Raw genomic sequence first — 22,941 nt, forward strand, 5'->3', positions numbered from 1 at the left:
GTACTTCCGCAGCGTGAACCCGGGGTCGGAGTGCCCGAGCCGGCGTGCGAGGGAGACGACCGATTCCCCGGCCCCCAGTTCCTCGGAGGCGTAGAAGTGACGCAGGGCGTGGAAGCCGTGCCTCGACAGGGCACGGGCTCGCGCTGGAACACACTCAGGGCACGAGATCCGCGTGAGGCGCTCGGTTCACCACGAGGAGGTTGACGACCCCTCAGCCGTATTCGTCCGGAAGCGCGTCGACGCGCCTGTCGGCGAGGGCCTGGCGACTGAAGAGGCACCTCGCGTACCTGGTCATGAGGACCTCGACGCTGATGCCCGCCCGTTCGGCGACCTCGGTGGGATCGACGCCGGCGTTCAGCCGGGTGGACAGGCCCGAGTGCCGCAGGTCGTAGAGGCGGACGGCGAGGGGCGACGCCAGCAGGTCGGCCTCGTGCTGGAGGCGGTCCACGTCCGCGGAGCCCGCGCCGTGGTTCTCGGGGCCGTTCCCGCGCAGGGCCGAGCGGTAGCCGAGCAGGGTCTCGTGGCGGGCGTCGTCCTCCAGTTCCGCGAAGGGCCGGCCGATGAGCAGCGCGGTGGACCAGCTGAGGATCTCGTGCGTGGAGCGGTAGTTCCTGCGCATCTTCGTCGACCGTCCCGCCACCCTGATCCCGACCGCCTTGAGGGAGACCCTGCTGTCGTGGGTCCGCTGGTGCGGCTCGTCGGCGCGCGGTGGACAGCGCCCGTCCGGCGAAGGCGTCGACGGGCCCGGCACCTTCCGCGGCGGCGAGGTGGACGGCGACCACGTCCCGCCGTACCTCCTCCACCGTGAAGCCGGCGGCGAGGTATTCGAGCACCTCACGCTGGTCCTGGGGAAAGAACGGCGCGAAGGCATCCAGTTGCTCCACGCTGGTCAGGACCCGGGCCTGGCGCGGGATCGTCCCGTCGACGCCGAGGGCGGCCAGGTCCCCGTCCGAGAAGGCGGCGAAGAGACGCTGCTCGGGGGCGGGAGCGGTCCTCTCGTAGGCGGGGGTGAGCTCTTCCAGGACGGCGATGTCGCGGATCTCCACGGCTCGGGTGACCGTGTTGACGGACGCCTTCTGCTTGACCGCCTACGCGTTCGCCTCGTCGTGCGGCGGCACCCGCAGTCGAAGGCGAGGCGGGGCATGGGCGGATCTCCTCATCGGGGTGCGGGGCGGGGCAGCAGGCGAGCCTCCTTGCCGGCGGCCCCTCCCGGCTGTCGTCAGTCGTCTTCGCCGCCCGGCAGAGGTTCTTCGAGATTGCTGAGGACTCGCCATGCCAGGTCGGCGAGGGTCTCGCCGCTGGAGGTGAGCCATCGAGCGGTGCCCTGGTTCGCCACGGGTCGCTGCTCCCATTCGGCGAGCTTCCACATGTGGGTGATCAGTCCGGACGGCGAGTACTGCTTGCCGTCGGCTGCCCACAGCACGGGCCGGGACCGGTGCTTGACCCAGGTGGCGCGCGAGCGCCGCTCGTCCTCGGCCAGCCAACCCGCCAGAGCCTCTGCCTCCATGGGGTAGGCGGTGGTCAGGGTGAGCGGGTCGCCTTCTTCCAGCGTCCCCTGGTCGATGAGGACGTGTACGGCGTTCGGCCGGCGAGCCTTGCGCTGTGCGGGAACGCGGCGGTACTTGTCCCGCTCGGCCGGGTCCTGAGCCGCTGTGCCGCCGAGTACCCGGTCGGCGATCTCGCGGCAGCGGACGATGTCCGCGCACACCGCTCGGATCTGCGACCGGTCGCCGTAGAGTCCGTCGATTGCCGCGGCGACCGTGGGCAGCAGTTCCTTGACCAGGCCGGGTACCCGAGCCACAGCAGCGGCGGACCATTCGAGCTTGGGGTCCGGCTCGTCGATCGCCTCGGTGTCCAGGCTCCGGAAGACGAGGTGCGTGAGCAGGTAGGGGCCGTGCTCGATGAGGGCGGCACCACGGCCTTCGTAGCGCGAGCGCAGGGTGTGCAGCTCTCGGCGGACGGCGCGCAGGACCTGCACCGCGTTCCACAGGAGGTACGCCCCGGGCTGAGGCCGGAAGAGCACGTCGTAGATGCCCTGAGCGCCGCGTTCCCACAGCACGTCCAGTGTGGTGGCCATCCGGGCGGCGTACTGGCTGTCGGGGTGGGCGCAGGCGAGGGCGCACGCGGCCTCGACAACCGAGCACCCCGTGTCCTCGGGCGGGTCCAGTTCGCCCCGGCGGACGCTGTAGTCGAGCCCGAGTTCCGCCCGCATCTCCTCCAGAATGGCAGCCTGTACCGGGTCGAGCGCGATGAAGTCCCGCGGCTCCACCCGGTTCTGCCTGTTGGTCGCCTGCGTGGTCCTCTTGGCGAAATCGGCCGACTTGCCGGTGACGATGATCCGCACCGGCACCTGCGCGGAGGCTGCGCCCTCATCGGCGGCCACGGCATCGGCGACGGATCTGACGGTCTGGGCACCGTTCACGACGCTCGCGTTGTGCAGTTTGAGTGTGAGCGGGTAGGTGTGGGGCGTTCGCATCGACTGGTACGTCTTCTCGACCGATTCGCAGAGCACCGTGATGCCGTTGTTGAAGTAGAGGAAATGCGCGGGTTCCTCGGTGAGGGTCTCGATCAGCTCGTTGTTGATCGACGTCCTGCCCAGCGGATTGCGGATGTTGAGGTTGAACAGGTGGGAGCCGTGCTCGGCCCACTCCGCGACGATCTCCGCCGCGACGACCCCCTGATAGGACTCGTAGGGAGCGTTGACCCCGAACCAGGGGAAGAGGATGGTGTCCAGCTCCACGGGCTTCGGCGCCAGGTCCTTCCGCACCGAGGCCCAGACGTCGGGAGCGAGGATGATCTCGTGGTCGAGGAGGTCGCCGAACCGGTTGAATTCCTTCTCGCCGTTGACCAGAGCGTGCCGGAACCCCTCGATCACGTCATCCGTACGCATGAGTACGACGACCTGGGTGACGGGCACCGGCCCCTGCGACATGACGGCCTTGGCCTGTTCGGCCAGCCGACGGCCGCGCGGGTTGAACGGCGCGAAGTCCTCGTCGTCGATGAGCCGCAGCCCGGCCAGCAGTTCGAGCACGGCTTCCCGCTCGCTCTTGGCCTTGCCGTACTGGCTCCACTTGGCTTGAACGAGGTAGACGTGTGGGTCGGGGCCGTCCACCACCGCGATGGCGTCTATGCCCTGGTCTGCGATTCCGTCTATGACGGTGTCCGCCGCCTCCTGCGGGCTGAAGCCGGTGACCATGCGTACGGCCTGGGCCGTCAGCGCCCGTGACAGCAACCGGGGTTCCCGTTCCTGGGGTGGCTTGCCCTCCAGGTCGCCGACGTGCAGGAGACCGCCGTCCACGTACACGGTCCGGAGCGCCTGCTCCACCTGACGCACTTGAAGGGCCACGCCGTCGCTGCCCTCTCCGAACTTCTTACCGCTCATGATCTCTCTTTCTCCAGTCCCCGGACCTGACCCGGCAGGACTGCTCAGGACGCCTGGCCGTCGAGGTCGAGCCGTGTCAGCGCCAGCGCCTCGGCGATCTCGGCGGTCAGCTCGTCCGCCGGGCCGTAGACGACGTTCAGGTCGGCGTGCAGCGGTTCGAGGACGACCAGGGCGTCGGCGGCCCGGCCCTGCGCGAGGAGCAGCATGCCGATGTCCCGGCGGAGCTCCACGGCCTCCTCGCTGACGTCGCCGTCCACGGCCCGGACCACGGCCAGTACGGCTTCCAGCGCCGTGAGCGCCTCCGTCACCTGGCCGAGTTCGGCACGGCAGCGGGCGGCCTGGGCACGGCAGGCGCGGGCCTGCTCACTGGTGGGCCCCGCGATGCGCCCGTACGCGTCGGCGAGCGCCGTGAACTCGGGCAGGGCGGCCCGGTAGTCCCCGCCGAGCAGCCGGATAGCCGCCCGCTGGGTGCGCAGTTCGAGCACTTGCCGGCTGTCCGTGCCGAGGGCGCGGGCGGCCGGTTCGATGACCTCGCTCAGGACCTCCGCGGCCTGGCTGAACCGCTCCTCTTCGAGGAGGGCGCCGGAGTGCGCGTACGCGTCCGCGATGTCGGCCCTCAGTCCGTCGGGTACGGGGACGGGCGCGGGGGCCTGCTCCGCCGAGGGCGTCGGGGCGGCCACCGGGCGGGGCCGGGAGCGGGGCGCGTACGGGTGGCGGAACAGCCCCGTCGGATCCGGGGCACCGGCCGGCCCCGTCTCGCCGGGCGACGGGTCCTGGCCGGCCCGCGGGAGGAAGGGCCGCAGCCGCTCGTACACCTCCTGCACGTCGGCGGGCCGCGCTTCCGGGGCCTTGCGGAGCAGGTGCAGGACGAGCTCCTCCAGCGCGGCCGGGACCTGGGGGCGCAGGTCCCGGAGCGGGGTGGGGTCCTCGGTGACGTGCTGGTACATGAGCGCGAGCTCGCTGTCCGCCTGGAACAGGACCCTGCCGCTGAGCAGTTCGTGGAGCACGCAGCCGAGCGCGTACAGGTCGGTCCGCGGGGTCACGCGCCCGCCGCGGACCTGCTCGGGCGCCATGTACTGGGAGGTCCCGATCGGGCTCCCGGTCGCGGTGAGCTTGGTGGCGTCGGTGCGCAGGATGGCCGCGATACCGAAGTCCAGGACCTTCACGGTCCCGTCGCGGGCGACGAGGACGTTGCCCGGCTTGAGGTCCCGGTGGATCACGGGGACCTCGTGGGCGTGCGACAGCACGGTGGCCACCTGGGCGGCCACCGCCACGGCCCAGCTGACCGGCAGGGGCCGGGCCGGGTCCACGTAGGCGGACAGCGGGAGGCCCTCGACCAGCTCCATGACGAGGAACAGGTGCTCGTGGGTGGCGTCCAGGACGGCGTCGTAGACCTGCGGCACGCCGGGGTGCTGGATCCGGGCCGTGATCCTGGCCTCGCGCCGGAACCGCTTGGCGAGCTCGTCCGCGAGCTGAGGTGAGGTGACGGCCTGGGACCGGATGCGCTTCACGGCCACGGGCCGGTCGAGGACGGAGTCGTAGCCGCGCCAGACGTCGCCCATGCCGCCGTGGCTGAGCTCCTCCAGGAGTTCGTAACGTCCGTCGATGATCCGCTGTGGCACCGTGCCCCTGCCCCGTGGTGTTGCTGTCGCCGGCGTGGTACCCGAGGTGGTGTCGGCCGGCCCGACATGTCGGAGCCAGTGTGGTGGGGGCGGTGATCCAGCGTCCAGGGAGGCGTACGAGGTCTGTCAGATCTGGCCGAGAACCGTCTGTGTGTCGGGGTTTCGCCGGTCGTACTCGGCCCACACGATCTTGCCGGGCGCCCCGCAGGGCCGTGGGCCCCAGCCCCACCGGTCGGCGAGGGCCGCGACGAGGAGCAGACCGCGCCCGTCGGTCCGCTCGGCGCCGGGGAGGTGCGGTGCGGGTTCCGGCAGCCGTTCGCCGCGGGTGTCGGCCACCTCGATCCGCACGGTGGAGAGGGGCTGTGCGGGGACGGAGAGCCGGACGTGGAAGTCCCGGCCCGGGACCCGGCCGTGCTGGACGGCGTTCGCGCCCAGTTCGGCCACGAGGAGGGCGATCGTGTCGTGGGCGTCGGTGCCGTACGGAATGCCCCAGGCGTGCAGCCGTTCCGCGCACAGCCGGCGGGCGAGGCGGGCGCCGCGGGGCGTGGCGGTGAAACGCATGGCGAAGTGGTCCGCGGGCGTGGCGGGTTGGGTGGCGTGCGTGGTTCCGGTGGGGTCGTTCGTCATGGCTCCACGGTGGGCCGTGGTGGCGTAGCGTGACCATGGGTGACGCGCCGTCGCGTTCCGCTTGTACGCGGGTGGGCGGTGCGGTGTACGCGCGCGGAAGGGTGGCAGCGGTGCGGGACGATGACGCGGGAACCGGACGGGAGTGGATCGAGCCGGACGAGCCTGAGGCGCGACTCGGGGCGGCGGAGCCGGTGGGTCAGGCGGGGCAGGTGGGCCAGCGCCCGGAGGACGAGCCGGGACAGGGCGTGGTCACGGCCTTCGGGCGGCAACTGAAACTGCTTCGGTTACGCGCCGGTCTGGAGCGGCCGGAGTTCGGGAAGCTGGTGGGCTACGCGGCCCAGTCGGTCGCCTCGTTCGAGCAGGGCCGCCGCATCCCGCCACCCCGGTTCATCGACCGGTCGGACGAGGTGCTGGACGCGGGTGGCGTCCTGAAGGCGCTGAAGGAGGAGGTGGCGCGGGCGCAGTATCCGGCCTTCTTCCGGGACATGGCGCGGTTGGAGGCGGAGGCGGTGGAGTTGTGCGCCTACGACACCCTGGTGGTCAAGGGGCTACTTCAGACCGAGGAGTACACACGTGCCGTACTGGCCATGCGGCGGCCCCTGCTGGACGAGGAGACCATTGAGACGCGCGTGACAGCCCGGTTGGCCCGCCACGAGATCTTCAATCGGTGGCCGGCACCCTTGCTGAGCTTCGTCATGGAGGAGACGGTCTTGCGCCGCCCCCTGGGCGGCAAGACGACCTTGCGTGGCCAGTTGGAACATCTCCTGCTCGTCGGCCAGAAACGCAATGTGGAGATCCAGGTCATGCCCCTCGACCGCGAGGACAACGCCGGTGTGGACGGCCCCTTCACCGTCATCACCCGCAAGGGTGGACAGCAACTCGTGTACACGGAAGTCCAGGGCCGAAGCAGCCTGCTGACGGACCGGGAGGAGGCTCGGCTCGCCGCAGCCCGCTATGGAATCATTCGGAGCCAGGCTCTCAGTCCCCGAGAGACCATGAGATTCATCGAGAAGTTGCTGGGAGAGCTATGAGCACCGCCGTTACCGCACCTGTGCAGCCGGTACTCGCCTGGTTCAAGAGCAGCTACAGCGGCGCCGAAGGCGGCGATTGTGTCGAGGTGGCCGCCGCACCCGGCACCGTGCACGTCCGGGACTCCAAGCGGCCCGGCGGGCCCGTGCTGAGCGTGAGTCCGCGGGCGTGGACCGGGCTCGTGGAGCTGGCGGCCGACCGCACGGCCTGAGCGCAAGCGGGGCCTCGTACACCAGGCGCGGTGTACGAGGCCCCTGCTCATGCCGCATCGGCTATGCCGCGTCGTCCACGCCCTCCTCGCGGCGGATCATCCGCCAGGCGGCGCGGCGGGCGCTGCGGTCGAGGCTGGACTTGAAGTTCCGGTCCGCGCCGAAGTACTGGCGGCCGAGGCCGGCGATGGAGTCGACGTGGTCGGCCATCTTGTCCGCGAAGACCTTGTCGAAGACCTTGCCGAAGTTGTCCTCGTCGTTGACGACGGCCGCCGCCCGGACCTTGGCGTCGGCCTTGGCCTCCTCGAAGGGCCGGATGACGTCCTGTTCGGTGAAGTCCGTGCCGAACTTGGCGTTGAACTTCTCGATCAGCTCGGACAGAAGCGACTTCTCGGCTTCCTTGGCTCCGCCCGGCCCCTCGCCGAAGCCGGGCATGGTCGCGGGCCCTTCCGGGCTGAGGGAGACGTCATGCTCGCCGGTCTTCTGCACGCGCAGGTGGCTGAGGTCGACCTCGCCGATGTCCACGCCGCCGTCCGTGCGGCCGCGCAGCCGGGTGAGGAGGTAGCGGCCGTAGAGGTGGAGGCGCTCCAGGTCGGGGTCGTGATAGGGCACGATCTGGGCGAGGAAGCCGTACTTGCGCACGTAGTCGTGCAGGTCGGCGCGGAAGTCCTCGGCCGTCTTGACGTCGTCCTCGTCCTCGTCGTTGTCGCGCAGGGCCTCGTAGCGGGTGACGGCCGGGGAGAGCCGGCGGTACAGCTCGGCGTGCAGCTTCTCCCACGTGGCCGGGGACCCGGCGGCCTTCTCCTTCGCCTCGAACCAGGCGGCGCAGAACTCGTCCATCTCCGTCTCGGAGACGATCGGCGCGGACATGACGCGGCTCTGGGCGGTGTAGAGGAGGTTGGGGTCCGAGGGGAGGGTGTTCGCCTCCTCGAAGTACGGGCGGAACGCCTCCTTGATGTCCTCGGCCTCGTTGGTGAAGTCGAGGACGGCGAGGTCGGCCTGCGTCTTGCGTTCGGCGGTGCGGTTCAGCCGGGAGAGGGTCTGGACGGCGGCGATGCCGGTCAGCGTCTTGTTGACGTACATGGTCGTCAACAGGGGCTGGTCGAAGCCGGTCTGGTACTTCTCGGCGACGACCAGGATCCGATACTCCTGCTTCCCCTTCGCCCCCGCCTTCACCGCCTTGTCGTCGGCGCGCGTGTAGCCGAATGCCTTCGGCAGGGCGGTCTCGGACAGCCCCCCGTTCTCCTTCGGCTCGGTGGTCTCCTCGCCGTCGATGGTGAGGGAGCCGGAGAAGGCCACCAGGACGCCCAGGTCCGGATACCTGGTGTCGTACGCGCGGTCCTTGATGTAGCTCTTGATGGCGCGGGCCATCTGGACGGCGGAGTGCCGGGAGGCGGTCACGACCATGGACTTGGCACGCCCGCCGAGCCGCCCCCGGGTGTGGGCCACGAAGTGCTCGACGATCACCTGGGCGTGCTGGGAGACGGTCGAGTCGTGGGTGAGGACGTACCGGGCGAGCAGCGAGTTCGCCTTGCCGGGGTCCACCTCGCGCTCGTCCCGGTTCTGGTTCACCAGCTTCCAGTACGTGTTGTACGTGACGTAGTTGCGCAGCGGGTCGAGGATGAAGCCCTCCTCGATGGCCTGGCGCATGGAGTAGGTGTGGAAGGGGCGGTAGGCGGCCTTGCCGTCGACCTGGTCCGGGGTGCCGAAGAGTTCGAGGGTCTTCGACTTCGGGGTGGCGGTGAAGGCGAAGTAGGAGAGGTTCGCGGCCCGGGACCGCTCCAGGGCCTTCTTCTTCAGCTTGTCGGTGACGTTGGCGGTGGTCGCGCCGGCGTCCTCGGAGTCCGAGTCGAGGCCGAGTTCGCGCAGGGCGGCGCGGACGGAGGTCGCCGCGTCGCCGGACTGGGAGGAGTGGGCCTCGTCGATGACGATCGCGAAGGTGGTGCCCTTGATCTCGGTCGGGTTGCGCTGGAGGTAGTCGAGCAGCGCGGGGAACGAGTGCAGGGTGACGGTGACGATCTTGCCGGTGTCGCGGGAGAGGGCGCGGGCGAGCTGCTCGCTCTTGGTGCCCTGCTTCTCGTCGATCTTGACGACCAGGCCGTCGGTCTGGGAGAAGCTGCCGACCGTCTCGCGCAGCTGGGCGTCCAGGTTCCGGCGGTCGGTGATGACGATGACCTTGTCGAAGACGGGCGCGCCCGGCTTGATGAAGCCGGCGGACAGGGCCTCGGTGTTCAGCGTGCGGGGGTCGTTGTCCGCGTGCAGGTCGGAGAGGCGGTGGACGAGCCAGCCGATGGTGTTGGACTTGCCGGAGCCGGCCGAGGCCATGATCAGGTAGTTCTGACCGGCGCCGTGGGTGGCGGCGTGCGCGGTGAGCTTCTTGACCGCGTCCCACTGGTGGAAGCGCGGGAAGATCGTGGTGCGGGTGGTGCCGCCGCCGGGCGTCTTGGTCTTCTGCTGGTGCGCGAACCGCTGGAGGAGGTCCAGCCAGTTGTCCCGCTCCCAGACCTGCTCCCAGAGGTAGGAGGTGGCGTACTGGCCGTACGCGGTGGGGGCGGGGTTGCCGGCGCCACCGGGGCGGCCGGGGCCCTCGGAGCCGGTGTTGAAGGGCAGGAAGCGGGTGTTCTTGCCCTTGAGCTGGGTCGCGACGAAGACCAGGTCCGGGTCTATGGCGAAGTTGGCGACGACCCGGCGGGTGAAGATCAGCTCGGTGGGGTCGCGGTCGGTCCGGTACTGCTCCTTGGCGTGCTCGACGCCCTGGCCGGTCAGCGGGTTCTTCAGCTCGGCCGTGGCGACCGGGATGCCGTTCAGGAACAGGGTCAGGTCGAGGCGGTTGTTCCAGTCGAGCTGCTTGGTGGCGTACGGAAGCTCGCGGACGACGGTGAGGCGGTTGGCACGGTAGCCGTCAAGGACGGACGCGTCAGCGACCAGGTTTGGCCTGAAGTAGGCCACGCGGAGGAGGACGCCCCGGTCCTTGACGCCGTTGCGGAGGACATGGAGAAGACCGTCGTTGGCGATGGCCTGGTCCAGGCGGCGCGCGAAGCCGCGCTCTGCCTCGGCGGCGTCGCCGTAGACGGTACGGAGCTCGTACCACTCCTCGGCCTGGGTCTCGCGGATGAACTCGAAGAGTTCGCCCGTGTCCAGGCCGAGGTCGGGCTGATAGCCGGCGGGACTCGCTTCGCGCCAGCCTCGCTCGGCCATGGCGGCGACTATGGCTTCGCCGAAGGCGGACTCACTGTGGACCGGGCCTGGGCTCATGCGGTGATTCCCTCCGTGACGTTGCGTCCGCTGGCGGTGGAGACGTCGAACTGGCCGGTTACGGCAGCGGTGATGAGGGCTTGGCGGCGCTCGGCAAGCAACTGTTTGTGCTGGCGTACACGCACTCGAAGCGCTTCATGGGTCTGAATCGAGCGCCCCACCCCATCAGCCAAGACGGTCTGCAATTCAGCGGGCGGTGTCGGCACCAAGATTCGCTTCAAGTCCCAAATATTGATCCCCTTAATCGTCGCGCCCGTGACTCGCCCCTGGATTTGATGCGCTACGACCGGAGACTCCAGTGCCAGCCTCAACCACTGAGCATTGACAGCCTTGCCGACCGAAATTCGAGCAGCATCTTGAGTTAGATTGGCGCCCGTCAACGCCTGTGGGACGACTGCGATTTCTCCGACACTTCCACGAATCGCGATCACGAGATCTCCGCCCTTGAGTCGTGACCTGGCATACCCAGCTTCAATCTCGCGAGTCGTGTGATTCAACGCTTCCACGCGCAGACGATTTGCGGCAACATCACCACCCTTCACGATGGGGACGCCGTCGCCCACGTTCGGTCCCGGCAGGACGATTCCATACATGATCTGCCGGAGGGGGTCGGTCAGATGCATGAGCGGAGTCCACTGCCAGCCATCCGGTAGTACCGATTCAGATTCCCTAGCGCCCGCGTTGAGAGATTGCGCCAGGACAGCCCGCTCCCGTTCTCTGACGTCCACGTCGAAACGGTGGAGCGATTCGCTCAGATCGGCCATGCGGTCGATCTCCGCATCTAGGAAGTCGGCGATGCGACGCTGCTCTTCCAACGGAGGGAGCGGGACTCGTAGCTGTTCAATGTCAGGCATGTAGATCGTCTTATGAGTGGACCCCATGGCGATACGTTTCAAATCCGACGCCATGCCGCGCAAGGCGTGCAAAAGGTAGCGCCGATCAAGCTGTGGTCCGCAAGTCCACGTCGCGAAATCCTGGCTCGTCGCCATCTCACGACCCATGATCGCGGAGAATCCAACAGATGCCGTGCGCGAAAGGATCACGGTACCGGCAGCATGCTTGACAGCAGCTGAGTTGGCTACGCCGAGCGGTGAGATTTTCTCCTTGGTATCCGTGATCACATTCGTCTCGCCACGGCGCAGCTGCCAGACGTCCGCCAGGGTGATCCAGGGGATAGTGCACCCTTCCCAGTACTCTGGCCTGCTCCTGCTGGGGGTGTGCCCAGATCCCAGTCGCGCTACAAGGCGAATAGGAACCGTGCCCCAACGGGAGTTGGACAACCAGGGCGCCACTCGCGACCCACTCACCTGGCCACCTCCCCCAGCAGCGCCTGAATCTCCGACTCCAGCGCCTTCAGCTCCGCGTCGATCTCCGCCAGCGGCCTCGGCGGTTCGTACACGTAGAAGTGCCGCGTGAACGGGATCTCGTACCCGATCTTCGTCTTCGTGTGGTCGATCCACGCGTCCGGGACGTGCGGGTGGACCTCGCGCTTCAGGTACTCCTCGACGTCCTCGCCCAGCGGGACGTTCTCGTAGTCGCGCAGCTCCGCGTCCGGCTCCGGCTCACCCTTGACCTTCTGCACCTCGCCCTCGGGGTCGCGGACGCCGACCGCCTCCCGCAGCGCCTTCGCGAACGGCGCGCCCGTCGGCCACAGCAGGCCGGCCGCGACCACCGCGTCCTTCAGGGCCACCAGGCACTCGGACTTGGTCGGCCACGTCGATCCCAGCAGCGTACGCACCGCGCCCACGAACGCCTCCGCGTCCGTCAGCTTCTGGACCGGCCTCGCCGCCGCCAGGGCCGTCAGCGTCTCCTCGGTGACCTCGAAGCGGAGCTTCAAAGGGCGTTCGACCGTGATGCGCTGGTAGCCGAAGGCCGTGTTGTCGAAGACCTTCACCTTGCCGTGGAGCGGGTGGTCCGGGTCAGCCGCGGCCTGGACGGCCTCCGCGTACAGGCGCGTCACGTCCTTGATGTGCTGCGTGCCCAGCTCCTTGCGCTTGTCGCCGAGCGACTTGCGCATCTTCTGGAACTGGTCGCGCGCGTCGAGGAGGACGACCTTGCCCTTGTGGTCCGGTGCCTTGCGGTTGGTGAGGATCCAGAAGTACGTGGAGATCCCGGTGTTGTAGAAGAGCTGGTCCGGGAGGGCGACGATCGCTTCCAGCCAGTCGTTCTCCAGGATCCAGCGGCGGATCTCGGACTCGCCCGAGCCGGCCGCGCCGGTGAAGAGCGGCGAGCCGTTGAAGACGATGGCGAGGCGGGAGCCGCCGCCGCCCTTCGCGTCCACCGGCTTCATCATCGAGATCATGTGCTGGAGGAAGAGGAGCGAGCCGTCGTTGATGCGCGGCAGACCGGCGGCGAAGCGGCCGGCCTCGCCCAGGTGCTTGTGCTCGTACTCGACGTCCTCCTTGACCTTCTTCCACTCGACGCCGAACGGCGGGTTGGCCAGGAGGTAGTCGAACTTCTCGCGGCCCTGCCCCGGGTCGCTCAGCGAGTTGCCGGAGGCGATGTGCTCCGGGTCCTGCCCCTTGATCATCAGGTCGGACCGGCAGATGGCCCAGGACTCGGGGTTGAGCTCCTGGCCGTAAACCTCCACCGTGGCGTCCGGGTTCAGGGACCGGATGTGCTCCTCGGCGGCCGACAGCATGCCGCCGGTGCCGCATGCCGGGTCCATGACCGTGCGGACCACGCCCGGCACCTGCAACGCGTCCCCGTCGGGCGCGATCAGCAGGTTGACCATCAGCTTGATGACCTCGCGGGGGGTGAAGTGCTCACCCGCCGTCTCGTTGGACTGCTCCGCGAAGCGTCGGATCAGCTCCTCGAAGATGTAGCCCATGTTGTGGTTGGGCACGTTCTCCGGGTGCAGGTCCAGGTCGGTGAACTTCCCGATGACCTGGTAGAGGAGATCGGCCCCGTCGAGCCGCTTGATCTGCTGGGCGAAGTCGTACTTGTCGAGGACCTCGCGGGCGTTGCCCGAGAAGGCGGCCACGTAGATCTGAAGGTTCTTCGCAGCGCTCTGCGGGTCCGCGGCGATCTTCTTCAGGGTGAGGTCGCTCCTGTTGTAGAAGGAGTGGCCGGATGCCTTGCGCAGCCAGTGATCCGGGTCGATGTCCTCCTGGTCCTTGTACCGGGCGGCGGTCTCGACGACCTTGTCCCGGGTCGGCTCCAGGACGCACTCCAGCCGACGCAGCACCGTGAACGGCAGGATGACCTTGCCGTAGTCCGACTGCTTGTAGTCGCCGCGCAGGAGATCGGCGACGGACCAGGCGTGGTTCGCCAGTTCCGTGTGCTTACTGCTGTTCAAGGGGTTCCCCGGTTTCCTTCCGGACCGTCCCGCCCAAGGGAAGCGGGTGCGGACAAGTGTGGTGGATGGTCGCGAAGATCAGGTGCGGTTCAGGCCGGGCCGGTCTCCGCCGGCGTCTCGGTCGTGGCCGGGAGGAGCGCGCCGCCCGTGAGGCCGTCCGCGAGCAGGGCGGCCGTGTCCTCCGCGAGGCGCGCCGCCCGGCGCGCCCGCGCGCGCAGGTCGTGGACGTGCCGGAACGCCTCGCCGTAGCGGCGCTGCTCGTCCAGCGGGAGCAGCGGGACCCGGAGCCGGCCCGGGGCGACGTTCAGGACGGTGCTGCCGGTGGAGGCCCCGGCGATGTTCTCCGCCGAGCCGACGAACCCGGCGAGGAACCAGGGGTCCAGGCGGGACGGGTCGGGGCGCAGCAGGTGGACGTGGGGGCCGAGGCGGGCGCCCGCGTCCGCGTCGTCGGCCACCCGGGCCATCGGTCCGGCACCGCCGGCGACCGCCCGTACGAGGACGTCACCGACGGCGATCACGGGCGCGGTGGCGGTCGCGGAACCCAGCTCGGCCGGATCGCCGGTCGGGGCCGTCCCCCGGGCGATGTCGGCTCCGGTGAGGACCGGCGCGGCCTCGGGGTCCGCCCCTTCCGGCTCGGGACTCTTGGTGTCCGGCACGGTGCGGAGCAGGGCCAGTGCCCCGCCCCTGGCGAGGTCGGAGGCGGTGGCCGTACGCCAGTCCCGGGCCGAGCGGCCGGGGGCCGTCCAGCCGGCGAGGCCGGCCGTGTCGAGGAGGGCGCGGGCGGCCTCGGTCAGCTCGCGGCGGCCCGTCTCCGTACGGGCGGACAGCTCGACGGGGTCGACGTCCGTGCGCGAGATGCGGACCAGACGGGCCGGGGTGAGGTCGACGAGGTCGTCGAGGAGGTCGAGGACCGGCACCGCGCGTGCGGTGCCGGGCTCGGCCGTGAACCGGTCCGGGTCGGCGGTGAACGCTTCCCAGTGGGCGACGGTCCGAGTCGTCAGCCCGGCCCAGTCGATCGGGGGCCGGGAGGAACTCGTGCGCGGCCCGCCCGTGGCCCGCTGCCCGGCGTCCGACGAGGGTGCGCCGGCCGTGTCGACGAACAGCACCGACTTCCGCTCCGGACCGCCCGGCTCGGGCCGGGACAGGACCCACAGGTGCAGGCCCACGTGCAGGGGCGGCGCGGCGCCGGCCGGGAGGGCCAGCACGGCCCGCACGGCGCCGCTGCGCACCAGTTCGGCCCGGACCCGGCGCCCGGAGGCGCGGGAGGCGGTGGCCGGCGGCAGGATGAGCACGGCCCGGCCGCCGGGTACGAGGTGGGCGAGGCAGTGCTGCACCCAGGCGAGCTCGGACTCGGAACGCCCCGGCACGCCGTACGCCCAGCGCGGGTCGTAGGCGAGCTCGTCGTGACCCCAGTCGCGGTCGCCGTACGGCGGGTTGCACACCACCGCGTCGGCCGTCAGGCCGTCGAAGGCGTCCGCGCGCAGGCTGTCGCCGATGCGCACGGTGACCTCGGCGTCCGGTGCGGCGAGGCTCAGCCCGGCTGCGGCGCGCTGTGCCTGCACGGGTACGGAGTCCTGGCCGAGGAGTTCGGTGGCGCCGCGCCCGACAGCGGCCGCCAGGAGCCTGCCGCTGCCGCAGGCCGGGTCCAGGACGCGCGCCGTACCGGCCGGGAGCAACGCCGCGACCAGCTGCGCCAAGCCCACCGGGGTCCCGTACACGCCGGTCGCGGCACCGTCCTCGAGCTCCCGTTCCGCGAGGACGGCGAGCGCGGCCGGGCCCCCCGCCTCGAGTACGCAGCGCAGGAGAGCGCGCAGTGTGGGGGCGTCGGGTGCGGAGAAGAGCGGGCCTGAGGGCGTCGGGCCGGGGAGCGTGGCCAGGAGACCGGCCGCCTCCTCGGAGGCCCGGGTGGCGAGTTCGGCGTCCGTGAGGTCGCTGAGCTCCGCCGTCCCGTCCGGGGCACGGCGGGCGAGCGCGAGGGTGAAGCCGATACGGCCGGTCGTCCGGTCCGGGTCGTAGGCATGGAGGCGGACCGCGGTGCGCAGTTCCTCCCGGGGGTCGGCGACCCGCGTGTGGCCGCGTGAGCCGAGCCATGCCCGGACCGCTCCGAGGTCGTAGAGCGGGCTGGTGTCGGTGCCGGCGGTCGGAGCGGGGAAGTCGTCGTGCCGCCTGCGCCAGTTGCTGACGGTGGCCCGGGTGACACCGGCGATGCGGGAGATCTCCGCGGCTGTCACATGGGCTGTTGTCTCAGGCATGGCCGTGCGACACCTCTCCTCGGAGTGGACGGCTCACAGACTACACCACAGTCCGTCTGGTAATTCATGTTTGACGGCGCTTTCACGGCATCTGGGTGTCGTCGGCGTCCTTCACCTCACCGCCTGGGAGTCCACGTGTCGCTCGGTCCGACCACCGACCAGAGCTCCGCCACCGCCCCCAAGACCCGGCGCAGCACCCTCTCCCTCCTGCGGGACACCGGAGCGTCCCCCTCGGAGCTGCGCGCCGCCCTCAGCCCCCGATACGAGCGCGATCACTCCCTCGCCGTGGAGGACGTGACGATCGAGGGCATCCCGGCGCTCCTGCGCCACGGCGTGATCGGCCGCCGTCGGCCGCCCGACTGGACCTCGGCCCCGCACGCCCTCACCGGGCGGAAGCCACCCGTGGAGAACCGAACTCCGGCGTGCGCACCGCTCCTCCCCGTCGCCGACGACGCTTTCGCCCTCACCTTCGGCAGGGGACACCTCCTGCTCGGCCGGAGCGGGATCTCGCCCGGTTTCGGCTTCGACTTCGCGCCGCGCGCGGCGCAGCCCGACACCGTCCGCCAGGTCACGCACAACCTGATGGACGCCCGAGGCCGCACGGATCGCAGCTCGGCCACCCTGGGGCACATCCGCGCGTTCCCCATCGACCACATCCGGGAACCGCTCGACGACGTCCCGGCCGGCAGACGACTGGAGGCCCTGACCGCGGGCTACATGCAGCTGCACCGGGACGAGGAGGGTGCCGATCCGGTGAGCGCCCAGGTACGGGCGCAACAGGTGGAGCACGGCGGAGATCCCGCGCGACGCGATCCGCTACTTCCACCACGAGGGGCGCTGGTTCGAGATCGGGGACCGGTACCTGGCGGGCATGCGGACGGAGGCCGGCGCCCTGCTCACCGCACCGGCCGGCGCGCGCCGAGTTCGTCCGGCACGTACGGGAGAAGCATCCGGGGCATCCCCTCGGGCGGGACTTCACCCCGAGGAAGGTCGTCTACGCCATCTCGCTCAAGAGCGGCAAGTCCCTGCCCACGCGGAACCTGTTCACCTTCGCCCAGGTATCCCTGCCGCAAGCGGTTCGCGCGCTGCGCACGCACGGCGTCGACATGGCGGTGGTCGACATTCCGACCCTCGGCACGAGCACCTGAAGCATCACCCACCGTCTCCCCGACCCCGGAAAGGTTCCTCACGCTCCGAAGGTTTCGGCTACCGAGACATCCCGACCGCCCGAGTCGGGGCCGCACAGCCTCGCGCGCCGCGAGACCTCTGCCGCCCGTCATGACGTAGCCGGATCTCAGCACGCGGGACTCGAGCGCAAAGTAATACCCAAACAGGACATTTCATTTTGACGGGACATACGCGGGACGAATCAACTGACACCACGCCAGCTCGGACGGCGTGATCAAGGCGCTGATACCACTGCCTCCTGCACGCGTACGGGCGAGCGACCGCCCTCTCCGCCACGTCGGTCGGGCATGGGAAGGCGAACCCAGTGACAAGGCGGGCTCACTGCCCAGCCTTACCCGAGCGGGCTCCCTGCCGGGCAGCCTTCTGGTGACCCCAGCTGGGACCCGCTCGCGATCAGCCGGCGGGCACCGGTCCATTCTGAGCCCCCGTCCAAGGCGCGGCCGTCGATCACCCGCCGCACCGGACCGGATCAGCCGGAACGTTGGCCGCCTTCTCCGGTCCGGTCCGTTCGCCGTCACGCGTCAGCCGTCGTCTTCACGCTGCCGTCGAGTCGGACGCGGAACCCGTTGGGCCAGTGGGCCTGTCCCACGGTGTACTCGTGCACGCAGAATCCTTCCGGTGAGCGCCTGAACCCTGGCAAGGTCCGCGCTTGCTCGATGCGTTCCTCGGCCCGCTGCCGGCTTGAGTACAGGCCCAAGATCTTGAAGCTTTCTTCACTGTCGTCCCAGAAGAGCGGTTCGCCGTCTTCCATGAAATCGGAGGCGAGATCGTCAGGTTCAAGAGAGATGTGATGCCTGTGCACCAGAAGAAAGAGAGTACGGCTCATCGCAACCCTTCGTCGTGCGGGTTTGTCCGGAGTATGGCTCAGTCCTGCTGTCGCCCGTCCGGATACTCTGTGAAGTACCCGTCAACCCACTCGTCCTGATCGATCAGCAAGGGTGAGATTTCGAAGCAATCGGGCTCGTCTCGGAATCCTGGAAGCAGGATCGATGCCTCTCTTTGTACCTCGGCCGCCGCCATGTCGGCATAAACGCCGACGATTCTCCATTCCTCCTCATCCGCATGGATGCCACCGTCCGGGTCCCGGTGGATCGTTCGGCCGTCCTCCTCGAAAACAAGATGCCGGGCATGCCAGAGCACAAACACTTCTCTGCTGGGATCAGGGCCCGTTGCCATCGCGTACGCCTCCTTCAGACCTTACGCGTCCGGGGGCGCGGTAGACCACCCCCCCGGACAGTCTATGGATTCCGGTTACTTTCGGTCGAAATACTTCCTGGCCTTATTGATAGGCCCGCCCGGTCCTCTCTCCTGCTTCGTGGGAGGTCGGCCGAATGCCCTCTTGAAGTACTCTATCGCCGACTGTTCCGCCGACTTTCCAGGGATCTTGTTCTTGCCCTTCACGAAGCTCGGGGCATCGGTGGCGCGTTCCTTGCCGGACTTCTTGGATGCCTTCGCCCAGAGGATCTTGACCTGGCGGATGGCCCATGCCTTCCCCTTCCACCAGATGACGGCAATGATGGCCACGATGGCGGCTGCGGTGAGAACGGCCAGCACCGTGCCGAGGCTCACTCCGAGTCCAGCGGAGGCGACGAGAGCTGCCACGGCCATTCGTCCGTCGAGGTCGAGCATGTTGACGGGGTCGCCGCACACGTAGTCGTAGCTGTTGCAGCTACCACCGTTGACAGGATCGATCGACAGGAAGCGTCCTGTCGTCGAGTTGTACAGCCGGACGCCCATGAGGGTGAGTCCGGTCACGGTCTCACCGGACCGCTGATGGGCGCCGAGCCAGTCGTAGCGGGTGTCCGCCTGACCAGTCCGGGGGGGGTGCCGTACTCGTCGGCGTCGAGCACCGTGGGCGCGACACCTGCGTCCAGCGGGAGGAGCAGGCTGACGTCACCGTGAATGTTGGTGAGCTGCAGGACCGTGCTGCCGGTCTTGGCCGTGGTGGCGGCCAGTCGGCCGTCGAGGCCGGTGACCATGCGCGTCAGCGCGCCGGTGGCGGTGTCCTCGGTGATCCAGCGGGGGCTGTCGCCGTCACTGTCGTAGTGGTTGACCTTGGAGCCGGTCTGGGTCCAGGTGGAGCCGCTGCCGGATTCGGTCTTCCAGGAGCGGAAGCGCAGGTCGGCGTCCAGCTGCCAGGTCTGCCGCTTTCCGTTGGCCGTCTGCTGGTAGGCGAGATCGTTGGCGTAGTAGCCGACCGTGCCGTTGCCGGGGACTGCGGTAGTACGGCCGAAGGCGTCGTAGGCGTAGCCCGTGTCGACGATGCGGTCAGCGCTGTCGTAGCTGTGGCTGGTGGTGGTACCTCCCGTGATGGGGCAGTCCAGCCCAGGGGCGCCCGGTGCGGAGGTCGTCTTGCCGTTGGTCAGCTGGCCGGCGGGGACGGTCACGGAGGCGACCTGGCCGGAGGGGACCCACGGGGAGACGATGACGTTGCCGACCTGGGTGTTGGCGACGGAGTCGAAGATCTGGAAAGTGCCGTTGACCTTGTCGCCGTTAGGGTCGACGAACGTGTCCCGCAGCGTGGGCGTCACGGTGTTGACCACGTAGGCGCCGCCGTAGGAGAAGAACGGCGGACCGGCCTCCTGCTTCGTTCCCGTACGCGGCCGGTAGTTGTACGTCACGACCAGCTTGGGCGGGTTGGAGGCGGCGTTGGCGGAGTTGACCCGCTTCCACTGCTCCGTGATGCTCTCGTCAGTGGCGCGCAGACCCATGTGGGACTTGGCGGCCTTGACCGAGGCCCATTCCTGCACCAACGTGGTGACGTTGGCGTTGATCCAGCCGTCCGGCTGGGTGGAGCAGGACGGGTTGCCTCTGGTCTCCGAAGAGGTGGCCTTCTTCGCGATCCACGACGGCTGGGCCGTCCACCGCGACGAGGTCGTCGCGGCTCCGGTGGACCACACTTCCCACGGCTGGTTGGGACACGAGGAGCCGGTGAAGTTGGCGGAGTGGAAGTTCCACAGGCTGAGCTTCGCGTCCATCACCAGCGCATCGGCGATCGGCGCGGTGTTCCACGAGATGAAGGAACGCGCCGTGCGGTATGTGCCGTCCGCGTTCTTCGTACCCGGGTTGCCCAGGTCCAGCTCGGTGTCGGTCGACCAGTCGACCGTCGTGCCCTGCTGCACGTAGGTGTCGAACACGTTCGACAGGGCGGAGGTGGACGGGTCGACCGTCACCGGGTACTTCGTCGCCGGATCGGCCAGGAACTTCGCGTCCGGGGTGAGGACGAGATCCACGCCGCCCTTGGTCGTGACGGCCTTCATGGCGACCAGGACCTGGCGCGTGTGCTCGCCGGAGACTGGGACGATCGTCGCGTCCCACATCACTGGGGCCGTCATGACCGCGGTCTTCTTCGACTTCTTGTCGGTGAACAGCACACTGCCGTCGGCCAGTTGCTCCACCTTTAGGCCCTTGGCCTTCAGCGGCAGTGTGTAGGAGTAGCCGTCAGCCGGCTTCTGTCTGATCTCGACGAACTGCTCGAAGCCTGTACGGGTGGCCTCGACCACCACGTCCGCTCCGGGCACGGCGTTCTCGTATGTCGCCCGGGTGCCGTCGAGCTTCGGGACTGGCAGCCCGCCACGCCACTGCAGCGTGATCTGCTCGTCACCCTGGCCGAGGGTGACCAGGTCGGTGGCCGGTGCGGACTGCGCCGCACGCAGCGAGCGAGCCGGCGCCCCGGTCCTACCGGCGAGCGTCAGGCCCTTCGGGTGGGACTTGGCGGCGACCGAGCCGTCCGCCTGTGCGGCCAGCTCGACATCGACATCGCACCAGTGGCCCGTGACCGCATCCTTGAACCTGACCGGTCCGGCGGACAGCTCGGTGGTGAGCGAACCGTCCTTGTTCACCCAGGTCGTGGAGGTTTCCGTGCGCTCGGACAGCGCCTCTACCCGCTTGCCCGACAGCCGGGCCGCCACACGAGCCGCAGGAATGTCCGCCGCCTGTGTGACAGCCGGCTTCTCAGCCTCGGCGGCCGCCTGAAGCGGTGCGGCCACGACGTCAGCGCCGTCCAACAGCGTGACAGACATGGCCAGGACAAGGCTCCCCGCTATGTAGCCGGAAGCCCTCCCACGCCAAGGCCATCTGCGCCGCCGCGGCGCAGACACGCGAATCAGCATGATTCCTCGATCTCTACCTGCACATGCGCATCACCCATGTGATGCCTTCGTGAACGTACCGAGGCGAGAGCGCTCCACGATCAAGGCAATACGGTCAAGATCGACTTACCGACCTACCAGGAGGCTGATCTGCGCCACATGCGGGTTTCAACCAGTCGAGAAGGGTAGAAGCTCCTGTTTGGCACCGCGGCGGCTCAGCGTGTTCCGCGTTGTGCCCAGCCCAACCTGACCAAGTCGTGGGTGAAGTCGGTCGACACGCTCGGCTGGCGGGTCATCCCCCCTCTACGTCGGTGCCCAGCCGCCCTGCCGGAAGAGCAGGGAACAAGGAGGGGTTCACCGCCGCCACCGCAGCCTCGGTCGGGGCGAGCAACGCCACGACGCGATCACCAAGGCGACGGCGCTCGGCATGAAGCCCGGCAGCCCGATCTACCTCGACCCGACCGTGGTCGTGCGCCCGCAGCCGTGCCGACCACGCCGCTCTCATGCTCTGGATATCTACTGGGCCGTCCCGGGTGGTTCACGGAGCGGCAGCACGCCGACCGCGCTGGCCCAGACACCAGGGCTGGGGACAGCGTGGACGTCTTCCGGCGTGGTGCGCCCAGTCCGTTCCTGGGCCCCGCACTGGCACAACAGGATTTGAGCCAGGCCCGGGGTTGCCGGAACGTCTGGGCGTCGCGGTGCTCACCGCGCCTGTGGCCCGTGCCGTCGCCGGTGCCTGGCGCGGGCGGCGTCGTGGGCGGCGCGCAGCAGGCGGGTGACGGTGGCCATGGTCCGTTCGCCCGGGACGACGACGGAGATCCAGCCGAGGGTGCCGTAGACCGGATGCGGCGTCACGATGTCGGTGGCGGCGTGGTCGTGGCTGCCCGGAGCGTCCGGTTCCTGCCCGGTGAGCTCCCGGAAGGTCGCGCGGTCCACGCGGATGTTCACGCGCCAGCGGTCCGGAGGGTCGAGGTCGGAGGCGGTGTCGCCGGGCTGGTCGCCGGTGACGATCGTCGCGTAGGGCTGGACGTTGCGCGGCATCCGCCCGTCCGGGGCGTAGTAGAAGAAGGCGTCGCCCCACGCCTCTTCCGGGGCGTCGCTGCCGGGCTCCGGGAGGATCACGAGCGCGTCCTCGAAGCCTCGTACGGTCGCGGTGATGTGTTCCATACTCATGGTTCGAGCATCACCTTCAAGTGCTTCTGTGGGGTTGGCTGATGGACGAGCCGGTGGGCGGCGCGCGGCGGGGGCGGCTTCGCACGGTCGATGTGGCCCGGGAGTCGGGGTACTCGCCGCAGCAGGTCCGCGACCTGGAGCGGCTGGGTGTCCTCCCGCCGGCCGCCCGGTCGGACAACGGCTACCGGTGCTACACGGCCCTCCATGTCCAGGCCCTGCGCGCCTACCGGGGAATCGCGGTCGCCGTCGGGCCCGTCGTCGCCCGGCAGGTGCTCACGGGACTGCGCGGCGGGACGGTCGAGGAGGCGGCCGCGGCGGTCGGCGCCCTGCACGTGCGGCTGGCCGGGGAACGGGACGAGGCCCTGCGGGCGCGGCGGGCGCTGGACGCGATACGGGCGGAGACGAACACGGACACGGCCGGGACGGCGGGCGGACGTGACACGATGACGATCACCGAGCTGTCCTCGGCGCTGGGCGTGCGTCCCTCCGCCCTGCGGTTCTGGGAGCAGGAGGGGCTGGTGTCCCCCCGGCGGGTGACCTCCCTGCGCGCGCGCAGCTACGACCCGCCGGCCATCCGGGCGGCCCGCGTCGTCGTGGCCCTGCGCGGCGCCGGGCACGGGATTCCCGCGGTGCGCGAGATCATCGGAGCCCTCCACCGGCTCGACGGTCTGGAGGAGGCCGAACGCCTCCTGCTGCGGCGGCTTGACGGGATCGCCGCGCGGAGCGTGGCGCTCCTGCGGGCGGGTACGGATCTGGCGGCCGTCGTGACGTCCGCGAGGGCGTGACGACGGAGCGGGAGCGGTGTCCGTGCGGGA

The 22,941-nt window shown here is 69.5% G+C and carries 14 protein-coding genes and 5 pseudogenes; 6 read left to right on the forward strand and 13 right to left on the reverse strand.

The window, feature by feature from the left end; genetic code table 11:
* Positions 1–211: 211 nt before the first annotated feature.
* The 4 genes and pseudogenes from OG393_RS06065 to OG393_RS06080 form a co-directional block, all read right to left on the reverse strand.
* Positions 212–1,124, reverse strand: a pseudogene (locus tag OG393_RS06065) (hypothetical protein); the annotation flags it as partial.
* Between the two features lie 95 nt (positions 1,125–1,219).
* A complete protein-coding gene (locus OG393_RS06070; RefSeq protein ID WP_327373582.1) occupies positions 1,220–3,382 on the reverse strand; it encodes an AIPR family protein in 2,163 nt (720 codons plus the stop codon).
* Positions 3,383–3,426: 44 nt separating this feature from the next.
* Positions 3,427–5,004, reverse strand: a complete 1,578-nt coding sequence (locus OG393_RS06075) for a serine/threonine-protein kinase (RefSeq protein ID WP_327373583.1) — start codon at positions 5,002–5,004, stop codon at positions 3,427–3,429.
* 126 nt (positions 5,005–5,130) lie between these two features.
* The gene (locus OG393_RS06080; protein ID WP_327373584.1) at positions 5,131–5,631 is read right to left on the reverse strand and encodes an ATP-binding protein; all 501 of its coding nucleotides are present in this window, start codon (positions 5,629–5,631) and stop codon (positions 5,131–5,133) included.
* A 191-nt stretch (positions 5,632–5,822) separates the two neighbouring features.
* Here OG393_RS06080 and OG393_RS06085 point away from each other — a divergent pair, with 191 nt between their 5' ends.
* Together OG393_RS06085 and OG393_RS06090 are read left to right on the forward strand one after the other, a co-directional pair.
* Positions 5,823–6,662, forward strand: a complete 840-nt coding sequence (locus tag OG393_RS06085; RefSeq protein ID WP_442817405.1) for a helix-turn-helix domain-containing protein — start codon at positions 5,823–5,825, stop codon at positions 6,660–6,662.
* On the forward strand, positions 6,659–6,871 hold the full coding sequence (locus OG393_RS06090) for a DUF397 domain-containing protein (RefSeq protein WP_327373585.1): 213 nt from the start codon (positions 6,659–6,661) through the stop codon (positions 6,869–6,871). Before OG393_RS06085 ends, OG393_RS06090 begins: the two co-directional genes overlap by 4 nt.
* Positions 6,872–6,932: 61 nt before the next feature.
* Here OG393_RS06090 and OG393_RS06095 read toward each other — a convergent pair whose 3' ends face one another.
* The 4 genes from OG393_RS06095 to OG393_RS06110 all read right to left on the reverse strand — a co-directional run bounded on the left by OG393_RS06095 (position 6,933) and on the right by OG393_RS06110 (position 15,674).
* On the reverse strand, positions 6,933–10,124 hold the full coding sequence (locus OG393_RS06095) for a type I restriction endonuclease subunit R (protein ID WP_327373586.1): 3,192 nt from the start codon (positions 10,122–10,124) through the stop codon (positions 6,933–6,935).
* Positions 10,121–11,431 (reverse strand): restriction endonuclease subunit S, encoded by a 1,311-nt coding sequence (locus tag OG393_RS06100; protein WP_327373587.1) that lies wholly within the window; start codon positions 11,429–11,431, stop codon positions 10,121–10,123. The genes OG393_RS06095 and OG393_RS06100 overlap by 4 nt, the downstream gene beginning before the upstream one ends.
* On the reverse strand, positions 11,428–13,422 hold the full coding sequence (locus tag OG393_RS06105) for a type I restriction-modification system subunit M (RefSeq protein WP_327373589.1): 1,995 nt from the start codon (positions 13,420–13,422) through the stop codon (positions 11,428–11,430). Before OG393_RS06105 ends, OG393_RS06100 begins: the two co-directional genes overlap by 4 nt.
* An 89-nt stretch (positions 13,423–13,511) precedes the next feature.
* Positions 13,512–15,674 carry an N-6 DNA methylase gene (locus OG393_RS06110; RefSeq protein WP_327373590.1) on the reverse strand — a complete coding sequence of 721 codons (2,163 nt, stop codon included), beginning with the start codon at positions 15,672–15,674 and terminating at the stop codon, positions 13,512–13,514.
* Positions 15,675–15,740: 66 nt separating this feature from the next.
* Between OG393_RS06110 and OG393_RS35420 the strand changes: the two are divergent.
* Together OG393_RS35420 and OG393_RS35425 are read left to right on the forward strand one after the other, a co-directional pair.
* Positions 15,741–16,340: pseudogene (locus OG393_RS35420) on the forward strand (DUF6119 family protein); the annotation flags it as partial.
* Between the two features lie 257 nt (positions 16,341–16,597).
* Positions 16,598–16,822 (forward strand): annotated as a pseudogene (locus tag OG393_RS35425) (DUF6119 family protein); the annotation flags it as partial.
* A gap of 554 nt (positions 16,823–17,376) precedes the next feature.
* Here OG393_RS35425 and OG393_RS06115 read toward each other — a convergent pair.
* The 4 genes and pseudogenes from OG393_RS06115 to OG393_RS06130 form a co-directional block, all read right to left on the reverse strand.
* Positions 17,377–17,688, reverse strand: coding sequence for a hypothetical protein (locus tag OG393_RS06115; protein WP_327373591.1), 312 nt, complete (start codon positions 17,686–17,688; stop codon positions 17,377–17,379).
* A gap of 38 nt (positions 17,689–17,726) precedes the next feature.
* Positions 17,727–18,038, reverse strand: a complete 312-nt coding sequence (locus OG393_RS06120; RefSeq protein WP_327373592.1) for a hypothetical protein — start codon at positions 18,036–18,038, stop codon at positions 17,727–17,729.
* A gap of 75 nt (positions 18,039–18,113) precedes the next feature.
* Positions 18,114–18,617, reverse strand: a complete 504-nt coding sequence (locus OG393_RS06125) for an RHS repeat-associated core domain-containing protein (RefSeq protein ID WP_327373594.1) — start codon at positions 18,615–18,617, stop codon at positions 18,114–18,116.
* A gap of 593 nt (positions 18,618–19,210) precedes the next feature.
* Positions 19,211–20,884 (reverse strand): annotated as a pseudogene (locus OG393_RS06130) (DNRLRE domain-containing protein); the annotation flags it as partial.
* A 300-nt stretch (positions 20,885–21,184) separates the two neighbouring features.
* Between OG393_RS06130 and OG393_RS06135 the strand changes: the two are divergent.
* Positions 21,185–21,410 (forward strand): annotated as a pseudogene (locus tag OG393_RS06135) (glycoside hydrolase domain-containing protein); the annotation flags it as partial.
* Between the two features lie 245 nt (positions 21,411–21,655).
* Here OG393_RS06135 and OG393_RS06140 read toward each other — a convergent pair.
* Positions 21,656–22,120, reverse strand: a complete 465-nt coding sequence (locus OG393_RS06140; protein ID WP_327378328.1) for a DUF6194 family protein — start codon at positions 22,118–22,120, stop codon at positions 21,656–21,658.
* 47 nt (positions 22,121–22,167) lie between these two features.
* On the opposite strand from OG393_RS06140, the gene OG393_RS06145 reads away from it, so the two are divergent.
* Positions 22,168–22,911 (forward strand): MerR family transcriptional regulator, encoded by a 744-nt coding sequence (locus OG393_RS06145; protein WP_327373595.1) that lies wholly within the window; start codon positions 22,168–22,170, stop codon positions 22,909–22,911.
* The last annotated feature ends 30 nt before the right edge of the window (positions 22,912–22,941 follow it).

This window comes from Streptomyces sp. NBC_01216 (assembly GCF_035994945.1).
Classification (GTDB): domain Bacteria; phylum Actinomycetota; class Actinomycetes; order Streptomycetales; family Streptomycetaceae; genus Streptomyces.

Excerpts from the sequence above, each read along its gene's own strand:
- OG393_RS06070 (WP_327373582.1), bottom strand. The coding sequence starts at position 3,382 with ATGAGCGGTAAGAAGTTCGGAGAGGGCAGCGACGGCGTGGCCCTTCAA.
- OG393_RS06080 (WP_327373584.1), bottom strand. The coding sequence starts at position 5,631 with ATGACGAACGACCCCACCGGAACCACGCACGCCACCCAACCCGCCACG.
- OG393_RS06090 (WP_327373585.1), top strand. The coding sequence starts at position 6,659 with ATGAGCACCGCCGTTACCGCACCTGTGCAGCCGGTACTCGCCTGGTTC.
- OG393_RS06095 (WP_327373586.1), bottom strand. The coding sequence starts at position 10,124 with ATGAGCCCAGGCCCGGTCCACAGTGAGTCCGCCTTCGGCGAAGCCATA.
- OG393_RS06110 (WP_327373590.1), bottom strand. The coding sequence starts at position 15,674 with ATGCCTGAGACAACAGCCCATGTGACAGCCGCGGAGATCTCCCGCATC.
- OG393_RS06115 (WP_327373591.1), bottom strand. The coding sequence starts at position 17,688 with ATGAGCCGTACTCTCTTTCTTCTGGTGCACAGGCATCACATCTCTCTT.
- OG393_RS06120 (WP_327373592.1), bottom strand. The coding sequence starts at position 18,038 with ATGGCAACGGGCCCTGATCCCAGCAGAGAAGTGTTTGTGCTCTGGCAT.
- OG393_RS06140 (WP_327378328.1), bottom strand. The coding sequence starts at position 22,120 with ATGGAACACATCACCGCGACCGTACGAGGCTTCGAGGACGCGCTCGTG.
- OG393_RS06145 (WP_327373595.1), top strand. The coding sequence starts at position 22,168 with ATGGACGAGCCGGTGGGCGGCGCGCGGCGGGGGCGGCTTCGCACGGTC.